This is a genomic window from Paenibacillus xylanexedens, from assembly GCF_007676705.1.
GTDB classification, from domain to species: Bacteria; Bacillota; Bacilli; order Paenibacillales; family Paenibacillaceae; genus Paenibacillus; species Paenibacillus xylanexedens_C.
In genome coordinates, this window is sequence record NZ_VEBF01000013.1 from 38,887 (window position 1) to 63,421 (window position 24,535).

Below are 24,535 nucleotides of genomic sequence, written 5' to 3' on the forward strand. Positions count from 1 at the left end.
CACAAATAAAGAAAAGCCCTTACTCGAAATGTCGTTCGAAAAAAGAGCAACTTTGATCGGCGGATGTCTTTCCAAATCATTCTTATCCCCAGTTTGCCCAAAATGTACATATTATACGCCAAACTTAGGCATAATAAGCCCGTTCGGCGTAAAAAAAGGTTGACATTTTTAGTTAGCTAAAGCCAAGTAGGGCATCTTAATACTGACATTTTACAATAATACCACGACCTGAATTTCAAGTCAATAGTCCTATTGCAAAAAAAATGATCGCCTGCTTACTTTACAAACTCGGATTTAGCTTCTAGTAGATGCTTCTTCCGCTTTCACCGCTTTAAAAATCCGATAGCCTTTATCCTTCGTCACTTCTTCCACTCGTCCAAACAAAGATTCCAATTTCTCTTTCGCTGATGGGGCACCTTGCTTCTTCTGAATGACAATCCATAACGAACCGCCTACCTTCAAATGACGATGTGCCTGTTCGAAAATAGCATGAACCGTTTCTTTCCCAGCCCGTATTGGTGGATTGGTCAGTACAACGTCAAAATCTTGCTTTTTTACTTCAGTCAGTAGATTACTTTGCAATACCGTAACATTGCTGATTCCGTTCGCTTTTGCATTTTCCTTGGAAAGTTCAACGGCTCTCTCGTTGATGTCGATCATGGTGACATGCCCATCCGGTACAAGCTTGGCTGCTGTAAGACCCATCGGGCCATACCCGCAACCCACATCGAGAACATGAGCTCCTGGTGGTAACTCTATCGCATCAATCAATACTCTGCTACCATAATCGATTCCGTTTTTGGAAAATACACCGGCGTCAGTCACGAGTCGCAGACTGAATCCGCGAAGAACCGCTTCAGTTGCTTTGCGATCATGCGCTACTTGCGGTTTGTCCGAATAATAGTGATTGGACATGTCCTCACTCACTTTCCATTTACAATTACAGCAACAAACCCCTTGATATAAGTCAAGGGGTTTGTTGTTTTGTTCATCTAGCTTGTAAAAGCTAAATTATTTAACTTCGATTGTAGCGCCAGCTTCTTCAAGCTTAGCTTTAACCGCTTCTGCTTCTTCTTTAGCAACTTTTTCTTTCAGTGCTTTTGGAGCGTTGTCAACCAGTTCTTTTGCTTCTTTCAGGCCAAGACCTGTGATTTCGCGAACTGCTTTGATAACGTTGATTTTGGAAGCACCAGCGCTAGTCAAGATTACGTCGAACTCGGATTGCTCAGCTTCAGCAGAAGCTACTGCACCTGCAGCAGCTACTGGAGCTGCAGCAGTTACGCCGAATTCTTCTTCGATTGCTTTAACAAGATCGTTCAATTCCAGTACAGTCATGCCTTTGATTGCTTCCAAGATTTGCTCTTTACTCATGAGTGAACCTCCATATATAATATTATTTTTTTTAAATTCATTTGCCACCTAAGCGGCGTTCAGATCAAGTTGCTTACGCGCCTTGTTCTTCTTTCTCTGCAACTGCTTTAACCGCAAGCGCGAAGTTGCGCACTGGTGCTTGAAGCACACTGAGGAGCATGGAGAGGAGTCCATCACGGGATGGCAATTCTGCCAACGCTTTAACTTCTTCTACTCCGATTACGCGACCTTCTACGACTGCACCTTTCAATTCCAGTGCATCGTTCTTTTTCGCGAAGTCGTTCAGAATTTTAGCTGGAGCCACAACGTCATCTACGCTGAATGCAATTGCAGTAGGACCTGTAAGAACACTATCGAGTTCTGTCAGTTCTGCTGCTGCAGCTGCACGGCGAAGCAACGAGTTTTTCAGCACTTGGAATTCGATCCCTGCTTCACGAAGTTGCTTACGCAACTCAGTTACTTGGGCAACGTTCAATCCACGATAGTCAACAACAACAGTTGTAACGCTCTCGCGCAATTTTGCTGTTACTGCATCAACGGACTCTTGTTTTGCTTGAATCACTTTTGCGTTTGCCAATCTGTACACCTCCTGATCAAATTTATCCCATTAAGAAAAGCCTCCGTAGATTCACGAAGGCTTGATATATACTCACAACCGATTTGCATCGTTCTAAGTTCTATAATCACACCTCGGCAGGAAATTAAGCCAAATGGCACCTACTGTCTACGGTAAGCATATTCAAATGTCAACGGTCAGTCACTCGGACTCACAACTTTTATATCTTATCAAAACAGGCCAAGCCTGTCAAGAACTATTATCTAAAAGCTGCTGCGTTCACGCGTGCGCCAGGGCCCATCGTGGAAGAAAGACTAACATTCTTCAGATAAACACCTTTTGCTGCCGCCGGTTTAGCACGATTCAGAGCTTCCATGAGAGCTTTAAAGTTCTCATTCAGTTGCTCAGAAGAGAAAGAAGCTTTACCGATCGGTGCATGAATTTGACCTGCACGATCCAGACGATATTCGATTTTACCGGCTTTAATTTCTTGAACAGCCTTAGTTACATCGAAAGTTACCGTTCCGGCTTTAGGGTTAGGCATCAGACCTTTACCGCCGAGCAGTCGGCCCAATTTACCTACTTCACTCATCATATCTGGTGTCGCTACGCAGACATCGAATTCGAACCAGCCTTGTTGGATTTTGTTGATCATGTCTGCATCACCAACATAGTCCGCGCCAGCCGCTTCCGCTTCTTTCGCTTTGTCACCTTTTGCAAATACCAATACGCGTTGTGTTTTACCTGTGCCGTGTGGCAAGACAACAACACCACGTACAGCCTGGTCTTGCTTACGAGGGTCTACACCCAAACGAACTGCTGCTTCGATTGTTTCATCGAATTTTGCAGTAGCTGCCTTTTTCACAAGCTCTACAGCTTCTGAAGGCTCGTAAGTTGCTTCGCTGTCAATCAGCTTAGCAGCTTCCAGGTATTTTTTACCGTGTTTAGCCATGTTTTATTCCTCCTTTGTGGTGTTAGCGGATATACCTCCCACATCAACCGGTCGCGAATCGACCGGTTTTACGAAGCCATGTTTCTTATGAAAATTAGTCTTCGATGGTGATACCCATGCTGCGGGCAGTACCTTCGACCATACGCATAGCAGACTCAACGTCAGCTGCATTCAGGTCAGGCATTTTTTGTTCTGCGATTTGACGAACCGCATCACGTTTAACAGTAGCAACTTTTTTCTTGTTCGGTTCGCCGGATCCTTTTTCAACTTTAGCTGCCACTTTCAACAGAACTGCTGCTGGTGGAGTTTTAGTGATGAAAGTAAAGGAACGGTCCTCGAATACAGAAATTTCAACTGGAATAATCAATCCCGCTTGATCAGCTGTACGAGCGTTGAATTCTTTACAGAATGCCATGATGTTGACACCTGCTTGACCCAAAGCTGGACCTACTGGTGGTGCTGGGTTTGCTTTACCTGCTGGAATCTGCAGTTTTACCATTTTAATAACTTTTTTCGCCATGATTGACACCTCCTTGCAAAATAGTGGTTAACGGGTTTTTCAACCCTCCCACAAGAAACTTGAAGAGACTATATCTTCTCCACTTGCGTGTATTCCAACTCAAGCGGCGTTTCCCGTCCAAACATGTTCACGTGCACTTTCAACTTGCTTTTGTCTACCAAAATTTCTTCCACGGAGCCTACAAAATTCGCAAAAGGACCGACTTTAATACGTACGGATTCCTTAATATCGAACTCAATTTTCGGCTTAGGTTCAACCATACCCATGTGCTTCAGAATTTGTTCCACTTCTTCAGGCAACAAGGCAGTTGGTTTGGACCCAGAACCTGTCGAACCGACAAATCCTGTAACACCTGGTGTGTTGCGAACAACATACCAAGAATCATCCGTCTGTACCATTTCCACCAAGACATAACCGGGGTAAACTTTACGCATAACGGTTTTTTTCTTACCGTCCTTGTTTACCACTTCTTCTTCCATAGGAACAAGAACGCGGAATATCTTGTCTTCCATGCCCATAGACTCTACGCGTTTTTCCAAATTGGCTTTGACCTTATTCTCATACCCTGAATAGGTATGAACGACGTACCATCTTTTTTCCATATCAAGCCACCGGAACCCTTCTTAAATAATCGCTTCGATCACAAAGGAGATGCCAATGTCAATGACCCAAAAAAACAGCGTCATAACCACAACAGTACCAAGTACGATCAATGTGTAGTTGGTCAGCTCTTTACGATTAGGCCAGCGAACTTTTTTAAGTTCAGCCCAGCTTTCTGTGAAAAAGGAAATCAGAGATTTGAAACTTCGTTTCACGCCGACACCTCCAAAAACTATCTGGTTTCGCGATGAGAAGTCTGCTCGTTACAAAACTTGCAAAATTTCTTCATCTCCATGCGGTCGGGGTGATTACGCTTGTTTTTTGTCGTAGTGTAATTTCTTTGTTTGCAGTTAGTACAAGCCAAAGTAATAATTACCCGCATGATGTACACCTCCCGAAGACTTCCACATTCAAGCAGAGTCTCTAAATTGATCCTGAAAAAAAGCCATAAATTTAGGCCTACCTAAAACACTTTATCACAAGGGTATAACCATGTCAATGAAAGAATAGCCTTTCATTTATTGGGTATTACTTCCGCACACCTTACTCTTGTTTCAAATCTCTGTTTTCCTCTTCTCCTGCATGGACCGAGCGATTACTAGTATAAACATTCTTTGATTTTATAAACTTGAGACACTAAAAAAAGACTCAAACACCGAGCCTTTTCCGTCAACGACAACATGTGTTTAATTATCTCGAACTTCCAGGTACTTTTCAAGTTTTCGCTTAACGCGCTGAAGTGCATTATCAATGGACTTCACATGTCTGTCCAAATCTACTGCAATCTCTTGATAAGATCTCCCGTCCAGATACAACATCAATACTTTACGTTCCAGATCACTCAAAATCTCGGACATTTTATCTTCCAGGCCCACAAACTCTTCCTGATTAATGATAAGTTCTTCCGGATCACTGACCTGGGTTCCACAAATCACATCGAGTAACGTACGATCAGACTCTTCGTCATAAATAGGCTTGTCCAGAGATACATAAGAATTAAGCGGAATATGTTTCTGACGTGTTGCTGTCTTAATGGCCGTGATGATCTGTCTTGTAATACACAGTTCGGCAAAAGCCTTGAACGAAGCCAGCTTGTCCCCTTTGAAATCTCGAATGGATTTGTAGAGGCCAATCATTCCTTCTTGAATAATATCTTCCCGGTCTGCCCCAATCAGAAAATAAGATCTTGCCTTGGCGCGTACAAAGTTACGATATTTGTTAATCAAAAACTCTAACGCTTCGCTTTCGCCTTCACGGAAAGCTTCGACAATGTCTTCGTCACTTTGGTAATCATACTTGGATAACATGATATCTTTGAGGTCGACACTCACAGACAATCCCTCCGGCTGCAACGCAAGGTACCCCGTTACTCTACTCTATGAAATATACGATCAGTATATATGATGGTACCTCACACCGTCAACCACGCTCTGCCTAAAAAAGAACATCAATAACATAAATGTCAAGACTTTCAATATTCTAAATATTGTAAAAAGCGCGCTGTTATTCCCGTCTCCAGCGTTCAAACTCTTTCAATACATCCGGACTTAACTTGCCTCCGAGTGTATTCCGTGTTGTCTTCGCCTGATCTTCTTCCAGTCGTTTCTTTAACTCTTTTTCGTTCTGCTCCACTTCAATCAGCAACTCCCTTGCAGATACGCGCAGTGCACCCTGTCCGAATATGACATGTTGCTCTACCATATCGCTCGTAGCCACATAGATTTGGCGTCTTCGCATGCTTAGTTCCCGAACGAGTCTCTCAATGCATTCGTCTGCCGTCTCTTTTTCCTTTGTAAAATAGATCTGCACTTTGCTCTGTGTAAAGGATTTACCGAGTCCAGGCACGAGGTAGGCGTCAAACACAACAATGACTCGACGGCCGGAGAAAGCCTGGTAGTCAGCGAGACGAAAGAGAAGCCTGTTGCGCGCCTCTTCCAGCCCACTTTCCGCCAGTCTGGTTAATTCCGGCCAGTCGCCAATCATGTTGTACCCGTCTACAAGAAGCACATCACGGGAATCAGCCATACCTTCTATTCCTGCGCTTGACGCGAGCGGAGCACTTCATACATGACAACCCCCGCTGCCACGGAAGCATTCAGGGAATTAATCTGACCTTGCATCGGTAATTTGATCAGCACATCGCATTTCTCGCGAATGAGTCGTCCCATTCCCTTGTTCTCATTGCCGATTACCAGTGCAACAGGACCGGTAAAGACACCGTTACCAAAGACACCTTCATGAGCAGTGACATCTGTCCCCACAACCCATACACCTTCCTCTTTGAGGCGATCAATGGTCTGTCCAAGATTACTTACACGAGCCACAGGTACATACTCCACGGCGCCTGCTGACGTTTTGGATACTGTCACCGTTACCGCTGCCGAGCGACGTTTGGGTACAATGACGCCATGCGCACCTGTGCAGTCTGCTGTCCGCAAAATCGAACCCAGATTATGAGGGTCTTCAATCTCATCCAAGAGGATTAGGAAAGGATGTTCATTCTTCGCTTTCGCTGCGGCAAGAATGTCCTCTACCTCTACATAAGCGTAAGGTGCCGCTTGTGCGACTACCCCCTGATGCTGAATGCCTGGTACGGTTTGATCCAATTTACGCTTGTCCACATGCTGAATGACAATACCGAGTTTTTTAGCTTCCGAGATAATAGGTTGAGTCAGATGTTTCTGTGCTGTATCCGCAATCCATATTTTATTAATGGTCCGGCCTGAACGCAGCGCCTCCGTCACGGAGTGTTTACCGGCGATCCATTCTTCTTCCATCGTTGTTCGATCCTCTCTGTAATGCGTTGTTTTGTTGAAATTTCTATTTTTTTGTCGGTGATGGCGATTGTTGTTCCGCTTGCTCAATGCCAAGCCCGATCAGTTCAATCATGCGATCATGACGACCACTGCTGTAGAGGTAACCAATGAGACACTCAAATGCCGTAGCATGTCTGTATTCTAAAACATCTGCATTTTTGGGGATACTACCGGACTTGGCATTCCGCCCTTGTCGGACGATATCCCGTTCTTCTTCCGTCAGTTCAGCCTCAATACTTGTAAGTATGCGGCTCTGTGCCTTCGCTGATACCAACCCAGTCGCACTACGGTGCAGATGATTGGGACGCATGTTAGCCTTTGACAACAAATACTGACGAACTGCCACCTCATATACCGCATCACCAATATAGGCCAGGGCAATAGGAGGAATCAACCTCGCAGGTCTGGAAGGGGGATATGGGAACCATCCTCCTTCTAAACCCTGCTCCTGTTGTTTTGGTGTATTCGAATAGTCCTCGCTCATTTGCGCCGCCATCTCATCCCCTGCGCTGTATCCTCAAGCAGGATGCCACGTGCAGACAATTCATCGCGAATTTCATCCGCTCTTGCCCAGTTTTTGGACTTACGCGCTTCGACACGCTCTTCAATCAGACGCTCTACTTCTTCATCCAAAAGTTCTGTTTCTGCGTCAGTATAAATGCGCAGTACAGCATTCAGTTCATTGAACAATTCGAGGAGTGCACGAATGTCTGCCGCATTAACTACTTCTTTCTGCAACAGTTGGTTGGCTTCCCCAGTCCACTCAAACATAGCTGTGATTGCATCAGGTGTATTGAAATCGTCCTGCATCTTCTCGTGATACTGTTGACGAATCTGGTCGAGTCTTGCCGCAAAATCTGCTGAGATATCCTGATCTACGGATACCGCATTCAGACGATGGTTCAGGTTACCCACGGCATTGGCAATCCGATCCACACTGTTCTGTGCCTGCTCCATCGTATCATCCGTGAAGTTCAATGGGTTGCGATAGTGGGTGGACAACATGAAATAACGAATAGCTTCTCGTTTATATTGATTCCGCAAGTCTTTAACAAGAACACCATTGCCGAGTGATTTCGACATTTTCTCGTTATCGATACGGATAAAGCCATTATGCATCCAATAGTTAGCTAGTGGCTTACCCGTCAATACTTCAGACTGTGCGCATTCGCACTCATGGTGTGGGAACTGCAAATCCTGTCCACCCCCATGAATATCCAGCGTATCCCCAAGGTACTCCCTAGCCATAGCGGAGCATTCGATATGCCAGCCTGGTCGACCATCGCCCCAAGGGCTAGACCAATAGATCTCGCCTGGTTTAGCTGCTTTCCAGAGCACGAAATCTTCGGGATGCTCTTTGCGCTCGTCCACACCCACACGGATTCCGAATTGCAGCTCCTGCAGGTTTTGTTTCGAGAGTTTGCCGTATTCGCTGAATTTGCCTGTACGATAATAGACGTCACCGCCATTTTCATATGCAAATCCTTTTTCAACCAGCTCACGGATAAAATCAATAATGAGCGGCATGTTTTCCGTTACTCTCGGGTTGCTGCTTGCCTTGGGAATACCCAATCCCTCAAGGTCTTCATAATAGGCAGCAATAAACTTCTCCGCCACGTGAGGGACATCTGTTCCAAGTTGTTCAGCTTTGCGGATCAGTTTGTCATCCACATCGGTGAAGTTCACCACATAGTTCACTTCATGTCCTGTTTGTTCCAGGTATCCGCGAACTGTGTCGAAAAAGATAACGGGGCGTGCATTCCCGATATGAATGTAGTCATATACCGTGGGTCCGCACACATACATTTTTACTTTCCCTGGCTCTTGGGGAACAAAATCCTCTTTTGTACGACTCATCGTATTATAAATCTGAAGCGTCATGGTCACTTATCCTTTCATCCTATACTGCCTTTATTTATTGTATCACGCACAGTCTCATTTTCACGGGCATTCTGCAGTGTACGTATTTCTTGCTGCAATCGTTCGAGTTCTTGTTGCATGCTCCGCAAGGAGTCAACGACCGGATCGGGCAACTGTTGACTGAGGCGATCTACCCGTCGACCGTCCTGTTTAACAATTCTGCCGGGTATGCCCACCACGGTACTGTTGGAAGGGACTTCCTTAAGCACAACGGAGTTGGCACCAATGTTACATTGATCCCCCACGCTAAATGAACCCAGCACTTTCGCTCCGGACGAGATAACCACATTATTACCAATGGTCGGATGTCTCTTTCCTTTTTCTTTCCCTGTTCCGCCAAGGGTAACCCCCTGATAGATAACGACATCATCGCCAATCTCACATGTTTCTCCAATAACGACGCCCATTCCATGGTCAATAAACAACCGATTTCCGATCGTAGCTCCAGGGTGTATCTCTATTCCTGTCATAAAACGACTAACCTGCGAAATGAACCGGGCAAACGAGAACCATCTTCGCTTGTATAAAAAATGAGCGATCCGGTGTGCCCATATCGCATGCAACCCTGAGTAGGTAAATACCACTTCAAACCATCCCCGAGCTGCCGGATCGTTTTCGAACACCGCCTGGATATCTGATCTGATCTTCTTGAACATGCTCGTTCCCCTCTTGTTCAGGTTCCCGTCCTCCGGCTTACCGGACGGCGCGTTCCTTGGTAGTGTACTGCACACTCGCCTAAACAAAAAACGCCTCTGCAGCTATTTCAGCTGCAGAGGCGTTTATCGCGGTCCCACTCTGCTCGGTCCATTCTTAATAGAATGAGCCCTCAAGCGGTTTGGTAACGGAAACCAATCGTCACAACCTATCCTAACGTTTTCCCTTGTCATGATCGACAAAGGCGGGGCTGGATTCGGCTATGCAGCTCACGGGCGCATTTCGACTGCTGGACAGTGGATGGCTCACAGCCACCGCAAACAAAGAAATCTCTCTTTGCTGCGGGACCATCCTCTCTGAATCTGTCCGGGGCAGTCTACTCCTCCCGATCTTTGCTGTTCTATTAGATAAATCATATCATTTAATCGTTGTGTTGTTATTATAGCGAAAAGGCCTCAGACTGACAATAACCTTCCCTCGTATCCATGGAAAATAAACCCCGGTTCAGATCCAAATAACCGGGCGTATTGATTAAGCACCCTATACTTGTGCAAGCAAACGTTCGATCACCGTATCACGGCCTAGCAGGACGATCGTTTGATTCAGATCCCGTCCATGCGTCTGTCCCGTCAAAGCAACACGGATTGGCATAAAGAGCTGTTTCCCCTTAAAGCCGGTCTCTTTCTGCACTTCCTTGATCAATGCAGCCATTTTGCTTGGCGTGAACTCTTCGCTAGCCTGCACTTTATCCGCAAATGCCTTCAGCACCGTTGGCACTTGCTCCTCAGCAAGTACAGCTTCTCCTTCACTTTCCAGCTCCAGATTGGAACGGAAGAACACTTCTGACAAATCCACGATATCAGAGGCAGAATTCATCTGCTCCTGGTAGAGGTGTACCAAAGTATATGCCCATTCTTTTTGTTCAGCAGACAGCTCGGAAGGAATCCGTCCAGCCTTTTGCAGATGCGGAATGGCCATTTCGGCAATACGTTCCGGGTCAGCATGTTTGATATAGTGGTTGTTCAAGTGAGCCAGCTTGTGCGTGTCAAATACCGCTGGGCTCTTGGACAGACGTTTCGTATCAAAAATGGAGATCAGTTGCTCTTGTGAGAAGATCTCTTCTTCTCCTTCCGGCGACCAGCCGAGCAGGGAAATGAAGTTAAACATCGCTTCAGGCAAATAGCCGAGTTGATCATACTGCTCAATAAACTGAATAACGGACTCATCCCGTTTACTCAGCTTCTTGTGGTTTTCATTCACGATCAGCGTCATATGACCGAATTGCGGCGGCTCCCAGCCGAGCGCTTCATAGATCATCAGTTGACGCGGCGTGTTCGAGATGTGATCTTCCCCACGCAGAACGTGGGAGATCTTCATCAAGTGATCATCCACAGCAACGGCATAGTTGTATGTGGGAATGCCATCCTTTTTCACAATGACGAAGTCACCGGATTCCTTGCTGTTGAACGAGATTGTGCCTTTAACCATGTCATCAAACGTATATGTGCGCTCTTCCGGCACACGGAAACGAATACTCGCTACGCGGCCTTCCGCTTCAAACGCACTGATTTGCTCTGGAGTCAGGTCACGGTGTTTGCCAGAATAACGCGGCGTTTCTCCACGTGCTGACTGTTCCTCGCGCTCTTGCTCCAATTCCTCTTCCGTGCAGAAGCAACGGTAAGCCAGACCTTTATCCAGCAATTCCTGCGTATATTTACGATAGAGATCCAGACGTTCCGTTTGACGGTATGGTCCGTATTCCCCGCCCACATCAATACTTTCATCCCACTCAATTCCTAGCCATTTCAGGTATTTCAGCTGGCTTTCTTCACCACCGGCAATATTCCGTTTCACGTCTGTATCTTCAATACGAATAATGAATTTACCGTTATTATGTTTGGCATATAGATAGTTAAACAGCGCCGTACGGGCATTCCCGATATGCAGATGTCCCGTTGGGCTTGGCGCGTAACGCACACGAATTTCCGTGCTCATATGATCCCCTCCGTCACTAATTGATTGATGATATCACACTCGAACAAGGCAAACAACGGATTGAGCAGCAATTCCCTCTCCCCGTCCCGGGAATCCCAGTTGTTCTGTTGTTGTTGCTTTCACGTTCACCTGCGTTACATCTGCTTCCAGTGCTTTGGCGATAACCTCAGCCATCTGTGGGATGTAAGGAGCCATCTTTGGCTTCTGGGCAATAATCGTTGAATCGATATTCCCTAACCGGTATCCGCGATCCTTCACAAGCTGCCATACATGCTCCAGCAATTTCAGACTGTCGGCATCCTTGAATTCCGGATCGGTATCCGGGAAGTGCTTGCCGATATCCCCGAGTGCCAGCGCACCCAAAATCGCATCACTAATCGCGTGCAACAGCACGTCAGCGTCTGAGTGACCCAGCAGTCCTTTTTCATAAGGAATCGTTACTCCGCCAATAATGCACGGGCGTCCCTCCACCAGCTGATGTACATCAAATCCCTGTCCTACACGTATCATCGCTTCTTCTCTCCCCCCAGCAAAAACGCGGCGTATTCCAAATCTTCCGGCGTCGTTAATTTGATATTGGTATAATTGCCTTCCACAACCTTGACCGACATTCCCTGACGTTCAGCCAGCATGGCATCATCTGTCCCCAGAAATCCGTCCTGCTCGGCTGATGCGTAGGCGGAGAGCAGGGAAGAAAGACGAAAAGCCTGCGGGGTTTGAATGCTCCACAGACTGCTGCGGTCTGGCGTCGCCGTAACGACTCCTTCCGCATTCACTTGTTTGATCGTATCCTTTACTGGGACGGCCAGTACAGCTGCTCCACCGGATATGGCGGCCTCCATGCATCCCTTGATCTGCTCATGGTTCACAAAAGGACGTACCCCGTCGTGAACGAGAACCCAATCCGTCCCAAGTGCCTCAAGGCCTTTATGGACAGAATGTTGTCTCTCTTTCCCTCCGGGGATAACACGGACACGTGAATCCAATTGGTATTCTTTTACCCAATCCTGGCAGCGTTCAACATCAGCAGCTCCTGTGACCAGCACCATCTCACGGATCTCGTCCAGCGCAGCAAATACCTCAAGCGTATGTATGAAAACGGGCTTGTCCTGCAGCAACAGAAACTGCTTGCTCTCGGTCGTCCCCATCCGGGTTCCGCGACCTGCTGCCACAATGACAACGCCCCACCCTTTATTCATGCCGCAATCCCTGCCTTGTCTGTCAGTTTATCGTCCAAAGATATACAATATCATTCAACGATACACTACCCATCATACCGCTTTATTGGGCTTTTTCCAACAGTTTCGGCTTGGCAAAAATCATTCGTCCCGCTGAAGTCTGCAGCACACTGGTCACCAGCACTTCCATCATCATGCCTATATACTCGCGTCCGCCTTCCACAACGATCATTGTTCCATCATCCAGATAGGCTACACCTTGCCCGTGCTCCTTGCCATCCTTGATAATCTGCACCATGATTTCCTCACCCGGCAGGACTACTGGCTTGACCGCATTCGCCAGATCATTGATGTTCAACACAGATACACCCTGGAGTTCACATACTTTGTTCAGGTTAAAGTCATTGGTGACCACTTTGCCCTGAAGCACTTTAGCCAGCTTAACCAGTTTGCTGTCCACCTCGGAGATTTCCTCGAAATCCCCCTCGTAGATCAGGACCTTTACATCGAGTTCCTTCTGGATTTTGTTCAAAATGTCCAGTCCACGCCGTCCTCTGTTCCGCTTGAGCAGATCCGATGAATCGGCAATATGCTGCAGCTCCTCCAGAACGAATTCCGGAATTACGATCGTGCCTTCAATGAATCCGGTTTTGCATATATCAGCAATACGCCCATCGATAATGACGCTGGTATCCAAAATTTTATGTTCTTCTATCCGTCTATCCTCGTCTACCTCCGGATGACCCCATCGCCCAGACATCCAGAAGGCCCCCAGATCGTCTTTCTTCGCCATGGCAAGGGCATAGCCGGAATAAGCACTAATCACCGTCAGCGCCACTTGCAGCACTTCTCCTGCCGTCCCCATCCATCCCACAACAGGGTAGAGCAACAAGGCCACCAGCAATCCTGCAACGGTACCTGTGGCACCTGCAGCCAGTTCGTTCATAGGTACTTTTGCCAATGAATCAATTCCACTATGCAGCCTGTCTGCCATCAATGTACCACCAATATTACATACAGCCATAAACATTACAGCTCCCAGCAGCGTCGATATGCCAGCTCCCAGTAATCCTGCTGACTGAATCCACTCAGCCATCCATGGGACCGATTTTCCTGCCAGATGATATGCCGTGTAGCCGAACCATGCACCGCACAATCCTGTAAAAGTTAAAATGCCTTTTTTCCACATTAGTCCCTGCACCTCCTTCAATGTATCTTGATCTTTATATCCAGTATGATCCAATTCCTGAATTGCTAATCCCATCCGAAAGAACTTTTTGGAAATGTTGCAATCGTCAGTTGAAAGTAGGTAAATTATTGGCATATAATGAATTCAATTCATATCCCGAGGTGAGTGGCAAAATGAGTACGCTAAGTTTACAGGCTTTCCAGGATCAAGTTTCTGAACTGTTGCTGCGTCATCGCAGTCTGATTGATGTACTGTCCAAAACAGGACAAGCCGGAGCGTCTGTTAACCGTGCGGTGTCCAAGGCCATTACCGAATGCGGCTGCATCGAGCTGCACGCCACCAAGCAGAAATATGCCCCGGAGAGCGATATCGCTCAAACGAAAGGCCTGCTAGAAACGCATGTGGAAGGTGAATTGTGTGAGAACTGCAGAGAGGTAATCAGCTCTGAACTGGGGCGAAACCTGTTCTACATGTCGGCTCTCTGCAATCTGCTGGACATCAACATGGAAGAGGTCGTGAATCACGAATCACAGAAGTGTTCGACGTTAGGGATGTTTAATCTGTCGTAAAAAGATATGTATGTCATTCGTAAGGGTTTCTTTTACCGTAAATAGATCTGAATAAGCAAAAAGCACGCATTCTCCTGTTCGGGAGAGTACGTGCTTTCTTTGTATAATGTCTGTGCTCCATACTTAACGATCGGAAGGACGGGAAGATTTCTCATCCTTGCGCTTCTTGGCTCGACTACGCGAGGCCGCTGTCCGCACATTGTGCTTCATACCATACAAAGCGTATAACACCAGCGGAATAAAGATCAATTTGGATAACTGCTCCGGGAAAATAACAGCTACGGCTATCGCAAATAACACAACCCATGGTGCGATCCAGATTGCCTTACGTGGCAAACCCACCTTTTTGAAATTAGGATATTTAAGCGAACTCACCATCAGGTACGATAACAGCAACGTAGCAATCATCATGCTGACCGGACCGATATCCTTGTTGAACAAGGACAGTGTGGCCAGTACCCCGCCGGCTGCCGGAATCGGCAGACCTGTGAAGTATCCGGGAATTCCCGGACGAACGTTAAACCGTGCAAGACGAATGGCTCCACAGATCGGAAAAGCAGCTGTCGCAACCCAGGCGAGGATCGGCATGGAATCTTGAAACGACACCATAAATATGATCAGTGCCGGTGCTGCACCAAAGGAAACCATGTCAGACAAGGAATCCAGTTCCTTGCCGAATTCACTTTGGGCATTGAGCGCACGTGCCACTCGGCCATCCAAACCATCCAGCAGCATCGCTACAATGACCATAATAGCAGCCAAACTGTAGTTTCCATCAATCGCAAGCAAAATTGCCATCATTCCAAGAAACAGATTACCCAGGGTAAAGAGATTCGGAATGAATCTGGTTAGCATCGTTGTTTCACCTCATCCATTTCAAGCCTTTATACAGGCAAACCTTACATCTGTCTATCGATAAACATCTGCTCCTGCAAACGTTTAAGGCCTTCCTTAATGGTCCGGGCACGAACTTCACCGATACCGTCCACTTCGTCCAGTTCTTCTATTGTAGCCATAATCACATGAGGCAATTGCTCGAATTGATCCACCAGGTTATGGATAATGACATTGGGCAGGCGGGGGATCTTATTTAATACCCGGAATCCGCGAGGTGCAACCGAATCCTCAGAAGTAGCCGCTGAAGAAGGATAGCCGAGCAGACGGACAATATGATGTGCATCCAGCAATTCATCGTCCGACAATCTTTTCAGTCCCACGATAATTTCACGGATTTTGTCATCACTGTCGTCACGGGCATAGTCTTTATACAGCAACCAAGCTTCTTCTTCCGTTGTACCCACGAGTTCTTCCATTTGCATGGAGATGAGTCGTCCCTCATTCCCCAACTCATGAATGTATCGTTTGATTTCGGTTTTGATCCGCATCACCATTTCGGTACGCTGAATCACATTGACCACTTCAGGAATCGTTACCAATTCCTCAAATTCCGAAGCACTCAGATTCGTAAGGGACTGTGTTAATACCGCTTTGTATTTCTCCAGTGTTTGAATCGCTTGATTCGCTTTGGTCAAAATAACCCCGATTTCCTTGAGGGAATACCGAAGTGTTCCCTGATACAAGGTAATGATATTCCGGCGCTGTGATATGGATACGACCAATTTACCCGTTTGCTTCGCTACACGCTCTGCTGTCCGGTGACGAATCCCCGTCTCTGAAGAAGAGATCGAGGAGTCCGGGATTAACTGGGTATTGGCATAAAGAATACGCTTCAAATCCTCGCTAAGAATAATTGCACCATCCATCTTGGCGAGTTCGTACAGATAGTTCGGGGAGAAATCACAGTTAATCGAGAATCCCCCATCCACCACTTCCATTACTTCAGGGCTGTATCCTACAACAAGCAGTGCGCCCGTTTTGGCGCGCAGCACATTTTCCAGACCTTCGCGGAAAGGTGTACCTGGTGCGATCAGCCTTAACAATTCATTCATATTATCCAGTTGGCTCGAATCTTTCATCTTGTTATGCCCCCTAATCTAAAGCAACCGCTAGTGCATCTGCCACGGTATTCACACCGATCAGTTGTATCCCGCGAGGATGTTTCCAGCCCTTTAAGCTTTTTTCCGGTAAAATGACTCGCTTGAAGCCCAGCTTTGCGGCTTCCTTTACTCGTTGTTCGGCCCGTGATACGGCTCGAACTTCACCTGTCAGACCGATCTCGCCAAAGATGACGTCGTCCGGCTTGGTCGGTACATCTCTCAAACTGGATGCAATGCTGACGGCAACCGCCAAGTCTACAGCGGGCTCATCCAGCCTCACTCCTCCAGCTACATTCAGATATGCATCCTGGGTCTGTAAAAACATGCCCATTCGTTTCTCTAGCACTGCAATGATCAGATTTAATCGATGCAGATCTACCCCTGTTGCCATGCGGCGGGGAGAAGGGAAATGAGTGGTTGAGATCAATGCCTGCAATTCCACAAGCAAAGGACGTGTACCCTCCATACTGGCAACTACCGTAGAACCCGCTACACCCAGTGGGCGTTCCGACAAGAAGAGTTCAGACGGATTGCCCACTTCACGAAGTCCATCCTCGCCCATTTCAAAAATACCAATCTCATTGGTGGAACCAAAACGGTTCTTCACCGCACGCAGTAGGCGATACGTATGGTGACGCTCTCCTTCAAAATAAAGCACGCAATCCACCATATGCTCTAACATACGTGGACCGGCAATGGCTCCTTCTTTGGTAACATGCCCCACAAGAACCGTTGCAATGCCCCTGCCTTTCGCAATCCGCATGAACCTTGACGTACATTCCCTTACCTGTGCTACACTACCAGGCGCACTGGTAACTTCGGGAAGATATACCGTCTGAATGGAGTCGATGACAAGAAAATGCGGCTGGATCTGATCCACCGCTTCCTCTACACGTTCCATATTGGTTTCACACAGCACATACAACTCGGCAGATAGTGCCCCGAGACGGTCCGCCCGCAGTTTGGTTTGCTTTACTGATTCCTCACCGGAAACATATAACACACGCAAACCCGAGTGCGTTAAAGCATGGGACGTCTGCAACATCAACGTTGATTTACCGATACCCGGATCTCCGCCCACCAGAACGAGTGAGCCTGGAACGATTCCGCCACCCAATACCCGGTTCAACTCTCCGATTCCAGTCTGTACACGCGGTTCCTGACCACTATCTATATCTATGATAGGAAGCGGTTTATCTTTACTGTCAAACAGGGGAGAATTTCTTCCTTGTGTTTTGACTACCGTCTCTGTTTCTTCCACCATTGAATTCCATGACTGACAACCTGGACACTTACCGTACCATTTGGGGGCTTCATAGCCGCATTCCGTACATTGAAACTTAGTTTTAACTTTGGCCACTTCAGCACTCCTATAATTAGTTTTATAACAGCATTTTGCATTATTCGACGAATTTTGCCTAACTCCCTGACGCGCAGGGTTACTAAAAGTTTACCATTGTTTGAGATTTTTCGTAAAGGATTATCGCAAACTTTACACATGTTCCTGACATAATCATGTCCGTCTTCTGTCCAAAATGCAAAAAATCCTCCCCGGCCGAAGCCGAGAAGGATTAAGGATCACTACAAGCTGGAGTTTAACTCAGCTTGCTATATATTATTTGGTTTCGATTTCCTCATTAGTAGGAACAATCACGTCTTTTTTTGTTACAGACAGTGCACCGTTCTCTTCGTCAATGAGCAACGAATCACCTTTGGTTACGTTACCTGTGAGCAACTCCTCAGACAATTTGTCTTCGATATGCTTCTGGATCGCCCGACGAAGCGGACGCGCACCGTAAGCTGGATCGAAGCCGGCTTTGGCAAGGAAATCCTTGGCATTGTCGGTGAGTTCGAAATCAACCTCGTATTCACGTAGACGTTTCCGAAGCTCCTCGCTCATGAGGGTAACAATCTCTGCAATGTGTTTCTGTTCCAGAGAGTGGAATACGATAATTTCATCAATCCGGTTAAGGAACTCTGGACGGAAACTTTTCTTCAGCTCATCCATGACTTTACCCTTCATGTTATCGTAGTCCGCACCTGCATCCACAACCGCTGTGAAGCCAAGTGTAGAGTTACGTTTGATCGCTTCGGCACCCACGTTGGATGTCAGGATAATCAGCGTATTCCGGAAGTCAACCACGCGACCTTTGGAATCCGTCAGACGACCATCCTCAAGGACTTGCAGCAAGATATTGAATACTTCCGGATGTGCTTTCTCGATCTCATCGAGCAGGACTACAGAATATGGTTTGCGACGAACTTTCTCTGTCAGCTGGCCACCTTCTTCGTATCCAACGTATCCAGGAGGCGCTCCGACGAGTCGGGAAGTCGAATGCTTCTCGCCATACTCGGACATATCGATACGGATCACTGCATTTTCATCGCCGAACATCGCTTCAGCCAGAGCGCGAGCAAGTTCTGTTTTACCTACCCCTGTAGGACCGAGGAAAATGAATGAACCCATCGGACGTTTTGGATCTTTGAGTCCAGCACGAGCACGACGAACCGCACGGCTGACCGATTTCACAGCCTCATCCTGGCCAATGACACGTTCATGCAGAATCGATTCCAGATTCATCAGACGTTGTGTCTCTTCTTCTTTTAGCTTGTTCACCGGAATTCCTGTCCAGTTGGCTACCACTTGTGCGATATCCTCAGGTGTTACTTCGGAATCCGTGCGACCTTGTTTTTCTTTCCATTGGTTCTTCGTTACATCCAGCTCTTCACGGATTTTTTGTTCCGTATCACGCAGAGCAGCTGCTTTTTCGAACTCCTGGCTTTGAACCGCAGCGTCTTTTTCCTTACGGATATCTTCCAGACGGCTTTCCAGTTGTTTCAGGTTTGGTGGGATTGTATAAGAGTTCAATCTTACTTTGGAGCCCGCTTCATCAATCAGGTCAATCGCTTTGTCTGGCAAGAAACGGTCTGTAATGTAACGGTCAGACAATTTAACCGCCTGTACAATCGCTTCATCCGTAATTTTCACGCGGTGATGCGCCTCATAACGGTCACGCAAGCCGTGCAAGATTTGAATCGCTTCTTCCGGCGAAGGCTGATCTACAGTAATCGGTTGGAAACGACGCTCAAGCGCTGCATCCTTTTCGATGTATTTACGATACTCATCCAGCGTTGTTGCACCAATGCACTGCAATTCTCCACGAGCCAGAGCCGGTTTCAAAATGTTAGAAGCATCGATGGCACCTTCAGCTCCACCTGCACCAATCAAGGTATGCAATTCATCGATAAACAGGACAATGTTACCTGCTTGGCGAATCTCATCCATGATTTTTTTCAGACGATCTTCGAACTCACCACGATATTTGGTTCCAGCTACTACCGAACCCATATCCAGGGTCATTACACGTTTGTCACGCAATGTTTCCGGAATCTCATTCGCAATGATTTTTTGTGCAAGGCCTTCAGCAATCGCTGTTTTACCTACACCAGGTTCACCGATCAATACCGGGTTGTTCTTCGTACGACGGCTGAGTACCTGAATGACACGCTCAATTTCTTTGCTACGTCCAATAACCGGATCCAAGTTATTCTCTCTGGCATAAGCCGTAAGGTCACGTGCCAGACTATCCAGCGTTGGTGTGCTTACATTGGCAGGTGTTCCATTATGACTGGATACAGCTTCACTGCTGCCAAGCAATTGCAGCACTTGTTGACGTGCTTTGTTCAGGCTAATACCCAGGTTGTTGAGCACACGTGCTGCAACACCCTCGCCTTCACGAATCAATCCGAGCAAGATATGCTCTGTGCCTACATAGGTGTGGCCCAATTTACGAGCTTCGTCCATAGACAGTTCAATTACTTTTTTCGCACGTGGCGTATATGCAATGTTGGTAGGTTGCTCTTGGCCACGGCCAATCAGCGTTTCTACTTCATCCTGAATTTTTTCCAATCCGAGTCCCAGGCCGATCAGTGCTTTGGCTGCGATGCCTTCACCTTCACGAATGAGGCCGAGCAAAATATGCTCAGTACCGATGTTATTATGACCGAGACGGACAGCTTCTTCCTGCGCGAGTGCGAGCACCTTTTGGGCCCGTTCCGTAAATCTTCCAAACATCATATCTCCTGCACCTCCATGGTTTTGGATAAAACGAAGGGATTCAAACAATCCCCGTCGTATTCTTCATATCATTTTTGTTTGCAGCCGTGCTGCGAATAAAGTCATTCGGCATTCATACATGCCTTATTATATAAAAGCCGCAATGCGGCATGAAACCATAATTCAATACAATATCAGGCTAAGCTAGGACTGCTTCGCTGCATTGATCGTATCACGAATCAACTGAGCACGGTAGATGTCACGCTCATCTGTGCGCATATCTTCCCCAAATGTTTTCTGCAAGAATCCCGGCTGAGTCATCACATTCAACTCATTCATTACTGTGATGGACAATCCATCCAGTAAGCCGAGATCCACGCCAAGACGTACATCCGATAAGCGCTGTGCAGCTTCCTTTGAATCGACAATAGCTGCATGAGACAATATGCCGTAAGAGCGCATGACACGATCCGTAATACGGAGTTTGGAGTCGGTAATTAACCGTTCTCTGGCTGTACGCTCATGACCTATCATCTGTAATACAACACCATGCAGGTTCTCGATGACTTCCTGTTCGGTCTGTCCCAATGTAATCTGGTTCGAGATCTGGAACAGGTTACCCATCGCCTCGCTACCTTCACCGTATATTCCTCTTACCGTCAATCCCACTTGGGAAACTGCGGTTAGAATACGGCCTATCTGCTGCGTCATCACCAGGGCAGGCAGGTGCATCATAACCGATGCTCTGACACCTGTACCTACATTGGTAGGACAACTGGTTAAGTATCCTCTTCGATCATCAAAAGCATAATCCACATGCGCTTCAAAAGCATCATCTATTGCGGAAGCTTTCTCCCAGGCTTCTTTCACCTGGAACCCCGGATAGAGGCACTGGATACGAAGATGATCCTCTTCGTTAATCATAATACTGACAGACTCATCCTCACTGAGAATAACCGCACCATTCCTGGATTCATTCGCAAGACTTGGACTGATGAGATGTTTCTCCACCAGCACTCGTTTGTCGAGTTCGTCAATATCGAGCAGATCCAGCGTATGAAAATCCCCAAAGGCATGAACGTCATCGTATTGAAGTACTTCGCTCAGCTTATTCAGCACCTCTTCCGATTGCTCATTGGAAGCCAGCATCGGAAACGGAACATGCTGAAGGTTGCGTGCGATCCGGACACGGCTGCTAATGACGATTTCGGAATCAGCCGCATCACTACGCATCCAGTCGCTGAGCGCCTTCTCTGTAAAGCGCAGATTAGGCATTACGCATCCCTCCTACTCATGACAAACTTTACTCCTGAGCTATTCCTTTTTCAAGTCCTCTAATCTGGTCACGGATCTGAGCCGCCTCTTCAAATTCCTCTTGGGCGATACTCTCCTGAAGCTCACGCTTCAGATCGGCGATTTGCCGTTTCACCTTGATGCGACCACCAGCACGTGCAGGCACTTTGCCCACATGGGATGTACTACCATGAACCCGCTTGAACAAAGGGTCCAGACGACTGTCAAAATATTTATAACATGAACTGCAGCCGAAACGGCCTATTTTGCTAAATTGTGAGTACGTCATACCACACTCTTCACATTGTAGTGCTTTTGCAGGTGGTGATCCTGCAGATCCACTTTTGCCAGCTGGATCAAAATCAAGCAACCCGGACAACAAGTTGTGAATGGAAAATCCGCCTGATGTTCCAGGGATCATCTCCCCTTTTTCACGGGCACATGACTCACAAATATGGAATTCCGTCTTCTCTCCATTCACGATCTTCGTAAAATGAAGTGTCGCCGGACGTTTATTGCATTCTTGGCACAGCATATTGATGTACCTCCTTTGACCCCGATAGTTTTCATTTACCGAGCAAAGATATTAACATCGCCTTCAACATTCTGGCACGAATTTGATCCCGGTAAGGAAGTTTGACCAATATAACCTCTCTAGATACAGCCGCTCGCATCAACCCGGCTTCCCGCTTGCTCAAGAAGCGTGCTTCTTCCAGTTGATAGATCAGACCTTCGGCAGCAGTCTGCCCGATCTCATCACCAATACTATGGTGTAAATGATTATGCAGAGCTGATTGGGCCGGTAATTCAATGCGCTGTATGCGAACATAACCACCACCGCCGCGTTTACTCTCTACCAGGTATCCCTTCTCGAGGGTAAAACGTGTGCTGATGACATAATTGATCTGGGAAGGTACACATGAAAATTGATCTGCCAGATCATTACGCTGAATTTCAACCATTCCTTCGGGACTTTCATGCAAAATACTCTTCAGATATCGTTCGATAATATCAGAGATATTACGCATCCAATCATCCTCCACTGTCTGAAACGTTAAGTCAATAAGGACCCACACGCCCCCACAGAGTACACCTTCTCTACCCATTTAACCAATCCGGGAAACAGCGAATCTTGCTTCCACAGACGTCAACAGGAGAGCGAAGGAAGCACGAAGGTCCTTTAATATTCCCTTGATCCTCCGATGAAATGAATCCCGTATATTGGCGCTCATCCATCAGATTGCAGAAAGAAAAGCTACTTAAGTATTAAACCTTTAGTTGACTTTGACTTTCTTTGACTTTATAACCATTATAGCATATTTTGTGGGTTTGCCAAGTGGGGTCACTATTCATTTTTTACGATTTTACACGAAATATTCGCCAGACACAAAAAAACCTCTCCAAAATTGCCGGAGAAGTCCATTTGTCTTACAATAACGCTGTATTTCTATATAAGATAATCATGTTAAATGAAGAAGAGAAATCGTAATCAAAAGAAATCAAGCAAGTAGGTTTCCCGTTCAGGAATCGCTTGTTCCAAAGCCTTGATTGCTACTTCTGGTCCTTGAATTCTTCCGATCCGTGCCATTTCCGTCGGTCTGCGATATCCCATTAACACCGCGGTAAGGGATTGAATATCCACCTTAATGGTCTGATCATCATTGATTGGCTCGGATGTCTTCCATATGGACGCCGTTCCGTTCATTGCAACGTTTAATTGCCATACCCCTTCATTCCATGGAGCGTGGGCATCTTCTACCTGAAGAACAATCTGCACCGGTGAGTCCTGGCTTGCAAAGGGATACTGGGATATAAACTGCTCTACACTAACGATGCGTGCCATAAAATAAGGTACAATCTCCTGTTGAATCCTTGGGTTATCCAATTGGAAAGCAAGCGTATCACTGGCTGGAGCCTGCAACGTCACTTCCTGAATCATGGAATCATGATTGGCAATAAAGGTCCACAGCCCTTGCCTAGCCTCTTCATTCAGATAGATGATCTCTTTAATGGTAAATTTACTTTCCTTCACCTCATATAAGAGATAACCTTGTGCTTCATCATTTTCATTGTAATATACAGCCTTCTGGCTGGTCCCATGAACAAGAACTGAATTTTCCCACCGTGCATCATCCCGGACCAAGGTTCCGTTATAACGCTCAGCATAAGTACTGTATACTTGCTTTAATGTGCTGAGACCCGGATCGCCACGCCGAATCGTTCCAGGTGTCGCTTTTTTCGAAGGCAAATGCGCTGTAGGCACTTTATATCGTTTAAATTCAACATAGGTCTCCCATCCGTATTTCCGATAGAAAGCAAAAGAGAAAGGATGCAAGAACGATATACTTTGTTTGTTACGGTTCATTTCTTCCAACGCATGCTTCAGCAGACCCGCTACCCAGCCTTTACGTCTATACTCTGGCCAGGTGGCTACACCAGCAATACCACCCATCTCGAACGATCTACCATGAATATAAGTTTGAAAAGGGATAATGTGAAGTTTGGCTCCTAGTTGCCCTTCCTCGTATACTCCCCATATATCCTGTGACGAAAACTGACTCCGCCGCTTTTCTTTTTGTTCTTCACTCATTACCACTTGAAAAGCATATTCGGAGAGTGCCATCGCTGGTTCAAAATCATTTACCGTCAATTTCTGAATTTCCATCTCATCCTGCACCCCGTTCTCTAGAATGTTGAGATCATTTTCATATGAAAGTCTGATACGCAATCTATGTATCCACTATGAGTGTGTCAGAGGATTCCTACAAAGTCAAATAAGAGATGCTTTCGCATCCCCTTAAATAAACAAATAAAAACCACCACCGAATAACATCGGCAGTGGTTCTTTGCTTGGCGGCGTCCTACTCT

At 46.7% G+C, this 24,535-nt stretch carries 27 protein-coding genes and 1 other annotated feature; of the genes, 1 reads left to right on the forward strand and 26 read right to left on the reverse strand.

The window, feature by feature from the left end:
• Positions 1-294: 294 nt before the first annotated feature.
• From FS628_RS29550 to FS628_RS29635, 18 genes are all read right to left on the reverse strand, one after another.
• Entirely contained in the window at positions 295-915 is a 621-nt protein-coding gene (locus FS628_RS29550) for a class I SAM-dependent methyltransferase (RefSeq protein WP_145326573.1), read from the reverse strand.
• 96 nt (positions 916-1,011) lie between these two features.
• The gene (rplL, locus tag FS628_RS29555; RefSeq protein WP_145326574.1) at positions 1,012-1,371 is read right to left on the reverse strand and encodes a 50S ribosomal protein L7/L12; all 360 of its coding nucleotides are present in this window, start codon (positions 1,369-1,371) and stop codon (positions 1,012-1,014) included.
• A 73-nt stretch (positions 1,372-1,444) separates the two neighbouring features.
• The gene (gene rplJ, locus FS628_RS29560) at positions 1,445-1,948 is read right to left on the reverse strand and encodes a 50S ribosomal protein L10 (protein WP_017692064.1); all 504 of its coding nucleotides are present in this window, start codon (positions 1,946-1,948) and stop codon (positions 1,445-1,447) included.
• Positions 1,949-1,971: 23 nt separating this feature from the next.
• Positions 1,972-2,119: a sequence feature (ribosomal protein L10 leader region), on the reverse strand.
• Between the two features lie 67 nt (positions 2,120-2,186).
• Positions 2,187-2,879, reverse strand: a complete 693-nt coding sequence (rplA, locus tag FS628_RS29565) for a 50S ribosomal protein L1 (RefSeq protein WP_017692063.1) — start codon at positions 2,877-2,879, stop codon at positions 2,187-2,189.
• 94 nt (positions 2,880-2,973) lie between these two features.
• The gene (gene rplK, locus FS628_RS29570) at positions 2,974-3,399 is read right to left on the reverse strand and encodes a 50S ribosomal protein L11 (RefSeq protein WP_056697655.1); all 426 of its coding nucleotides are present in this window, start codon (positions 3,397-3,399) and stop codon (positions 2,974-2,976) included.
• A 68-nt stretch (positions 3,400-3,467) separates the two neighbouring features.
• The gene (gene nusG / locus FS628_RS29575) at positions 3,468-4,001 is read right to left on the reverse strand and encodes a transcription termination/antitermination protein NusG (protein ID WP_024633599.1); all 534 of its coding nucleotides are present in this window, start codon (positions 3,999-4,001) and stop codon (positions 3,468-3,470) included.
• A 21-nt stretch (positions 4,002-4,022) separates the two neighbouring features.
• Positions 4,023-4,214: a preprotein translocase subunit SecE gene (secE, locus tag FS628_RS29580; protein WP_105406954.1), complete on the reverse strand. Its 192-nt coding sequence runs from the start codon at positions 4,212-4,214 to the stop codon at positions 4,023-4,025.
• Between the two features lie 17 nt (positions 4,215-4,231).
• Positions 4,232-4,381, reverse strand: a complete 150-nt coding sequence (gene rpmG, locus FS628_RS29585; protein WP_072735843.1) for a 50S ribosomal protein L33 — start codon at positions 4,379-4,381, stop codon at positions 4,232-4,234.
• A gap of 304 nt (positions 4,382-4,685) precedes the next feature.
• The gene (sigH, locus tag FS628_RS29590; RefSeq protein WP_017692059.1) at positions 4,686-5,330 is read right to left on the reverse strand and encodes an RNA polymerase sporulation sigma factor SigH; all 645 of its coding nucleotides are present in this window, start codon (positions 5,328-5,330) and stop codon (positions 4,686-4,688) included.
• 172 nt (positions 5,331-5,502) lie between these two features.
• Positions 5,503-6,024, reverse strand: coding sequence for an NYN domain-containing protein (locus tag FS628_RS29595; RefSeq protein WP_062836174.1), 522 nt, complete (start codon positions 6,022-6,024; stop codon positions 5,503-5,505).
• A 5-nt stretch (positions 6,025-6,029) separates the two neighbouring features.
• Complete coding sequence (gene rlmB / locus FS628_RS29600; protein ID WP_017692057.1) at positions 6,030-6,776, reverse strand: 23S rRNA (guanosine(2251)-2'-O)-methyltransferase RlmB; 747 nt, start codon at positions 6,774-6,776, stop codon at positions 6,030-6,032.
• 43 nt (positions 6,777-6,819) lie between these two features.
• The gene (locus tag FS628_RS29605) at positions 6,820-7,299 is read right to left on the reverse strand and encodes a Mini-ribonuclease 3 (RefSeq protein WP_145326585.1); all 480 of its coding nucleotides are present in this window, start codon (positions 7,297-7,299) and stop codon (positions 6,820-6,822) included.
• The gene (gene cysS, locus FS628_RS29610) at positions 7,296-8,696 is read right to left on the reverse strand and encodes a cysteine--tRNA ligase (RefSeq protein WP_145326575.1); all 1,401 of its coding nucleotides are present in this window, start codon (positions 8,694-8,696) and stop codon (positions 7,296-7,298) included. The genes FS628_RS29605 and cysS overlap by 4 nt, the downstream gene beginning before the upstream one ends.
• Positions 8,697-8,710: 14 nt before the next feature.
• Positions 8,711-9,391, reverse strand: coding sequence for a serine O-acetyltransferase (gene cysE, locus FS628_RS29615; RefSeq protein WP_145326576.1), 681 nt, complete (start codon positions 9,389-9,391; stop codon positions 8,711-8,713).
• A 538-nt stretch (positions 9,392-9,929) separates the two neighbouring features.
• Positions 9,930-11,384 (reverse strand): glutamate--tRNA ligase, encoded by a 1,455-nt coding sequence (gene gltX / locus FS628_RS29620; protein WP_145326577.1) that lies wholly within the window; start codon positions 11,382-11,384, stop codon positions 9,930-9,932.
• A gap of 33 nt (positions 11,385-11,417) precedes the next feature.
• Positions 11,418-11,894: a 2-C-methyl-D-erythritol 2,4-cyclodiphosphate synthase gene (gene ispF, locus FS628_RS29625; RefSeq protein WP_076254730.1), complete on the reverse strand. Its 477-nt coding sequence runs from the start codon at positions 11,892-11,894 to the stop codon at positions 11,418-11,420.
• Complete coding sequence (gene ispD, locus FS628_RS29630; RefSeq protein ID WP_145326578.1) at positions 11,891-12,583, reverse strand: 2-C-methyl-D-erythritol 4-phosphate cytidylyltransferase; 693 nt, start codon at positions 12,581-12,583, stop codon at positions 11,891-11,893. Before ispD ends, ispF begins: the two co-directional genes overlap by 4 nt.
• A gap of 82 nt (positions 12,584-12,665) precedes the next feature.
• The gene (locus FS628_RS29635; RefSeq protein ID WP_145326579.1) at positions 12,666-13,751 is read right to left on the reverse strand and encodes a PIN/TRAM domain-containing protein; all 1,086 of its coding nucleotides are present in this window, start codon (positions 13,749-13,751) and stop codon (positions 12,666-12,668) included.
• Between the two features lie 173 nt (positions 13,752-13,924).
• On the opposite strand from FS628_RS29635, the gene FS628_RS29640 reads away from it, so the two are divergent.
• A complete protein-coding gene (locus FS628_RS29640) occupies positions 13,925-14,320 on the forward strand; it encodes a hypothetical protein (RefSeq protein ID WP_017692049.1) in 396 nt (131 codons plus the stop codon).
• Between the two features lie 123 nt (positions 14,321-14,443).
• Here the strand turns inward: FS628_RS29640 and pssA are convergent, their stop codons facing one another.
• The 8 genes from pssA to FS628_RS29680 all read right to left on the reverse strand — a co-directional run bounded on the left by pssA (position 14,444) and on the right by FS628_RS29680 (position 24,332).
• Complete coding sequence (gene pssA / locus FS628_RS29645) at positions 14,444-15,175, reverse strand: CDP-diacylglycerol--serine O-phosphatidyltransferase (RefSeq protein WP_145326580.1); 732 nt, start codon at positions 15,173-15,175, stop codon at positions 14,444-14,446.
• A gap of 44 nt (positions 15,176-15,219) precedes the next feature.
• Positions 15,220-16,296 carry a DNA integrity scanning diadenylate cyclase DisA gene (disA, locus tag FS628_RS29650; RefSeq protein ID WP_062836168.1) on the reverse strand — a complete coding sequence of 359 codons (1,077 nt, stop codon included), beginning with the start codon at positions 16,294-16,296 and terminating at the stop codon, positions 15,220-15,222.
• A gap of 13 nt (positions 16,297-16,309) precedes the next feature.
• Complete coding sequence (radA, locus tag FS628_RS29655; RefSeq protein WP_036671578.1) at positions 16,310-17,677, reverse strand: DNA repair protein RadA; 1,368 nt, start codon at positions 17,675-17,677, stop codon at positions 16,310-16,312.
• A gap of 255 nt (positions 17,678-17,932) precedes the next feature.
• On the reverse strand, positions 17,933-20,395 hold the full coding sequence (locus FS628_RS29660) for an ATP-dependent Clp protease ATP-binding subunit (protein WP_145326581.1): 2,463 nt from the start codon (positions 20,393-20,395) through the stop codon (positions 17,933-17,935).
• A 183-nt stretch (positions 20,396-20,578) separates the two neighbouring features.
• Positions 20,579-21,649 (reverse strand): protein arginine kinase, encoded by a 1,071-nt coding sequence (locus tag FS628_RS29665; protein ID WP_145326582.1) that lies wholly within the window; start codon positions 21,647-21,649, stop codon positions 20,579-20,581.
• A 28-nt stretch (positions 21,650-21,677) separates the two neighbouring features.
• Positions 21,678-22,202 carry a UvrB/UvrC motif-containing protein gene (locus FS628_RS29670; RefSeq protein ID WP_145326583.1) on the reverse strand — a complete coding sequence of 175 codons (525 nt, stop codon included), beginning with the start codon at positions 22,200-22,202 and terminating at the stop codon, positions 21,678-21,680.
• 31 nt (positions 22,203-22,233) lie between these two features.
• Entirely contained in the window at positions 22,234-22,695 is a 462-nt protein-coding gene (locus FS628_RS29675; RefSeq protein WP_062836165.1) for a CtsR family transcriptional regulator, read from the reverse strand.
• A gap of 461 nt (positions 22,696-23,156) precedes the next feature.
• Positions 23,157-24,332, reverse strand: coding sequence for a GNAT family N-acetyltransferase (locus FS628_RS29680; RefSeq protein WP_145326584.1), 1,176 nt, complete (start codon positions 24,330-24,332; stop codon positions 23,157-23,159).
• Between the last annotated feature and the right edge of the window lie 203 nt (positions 24,333-24,535).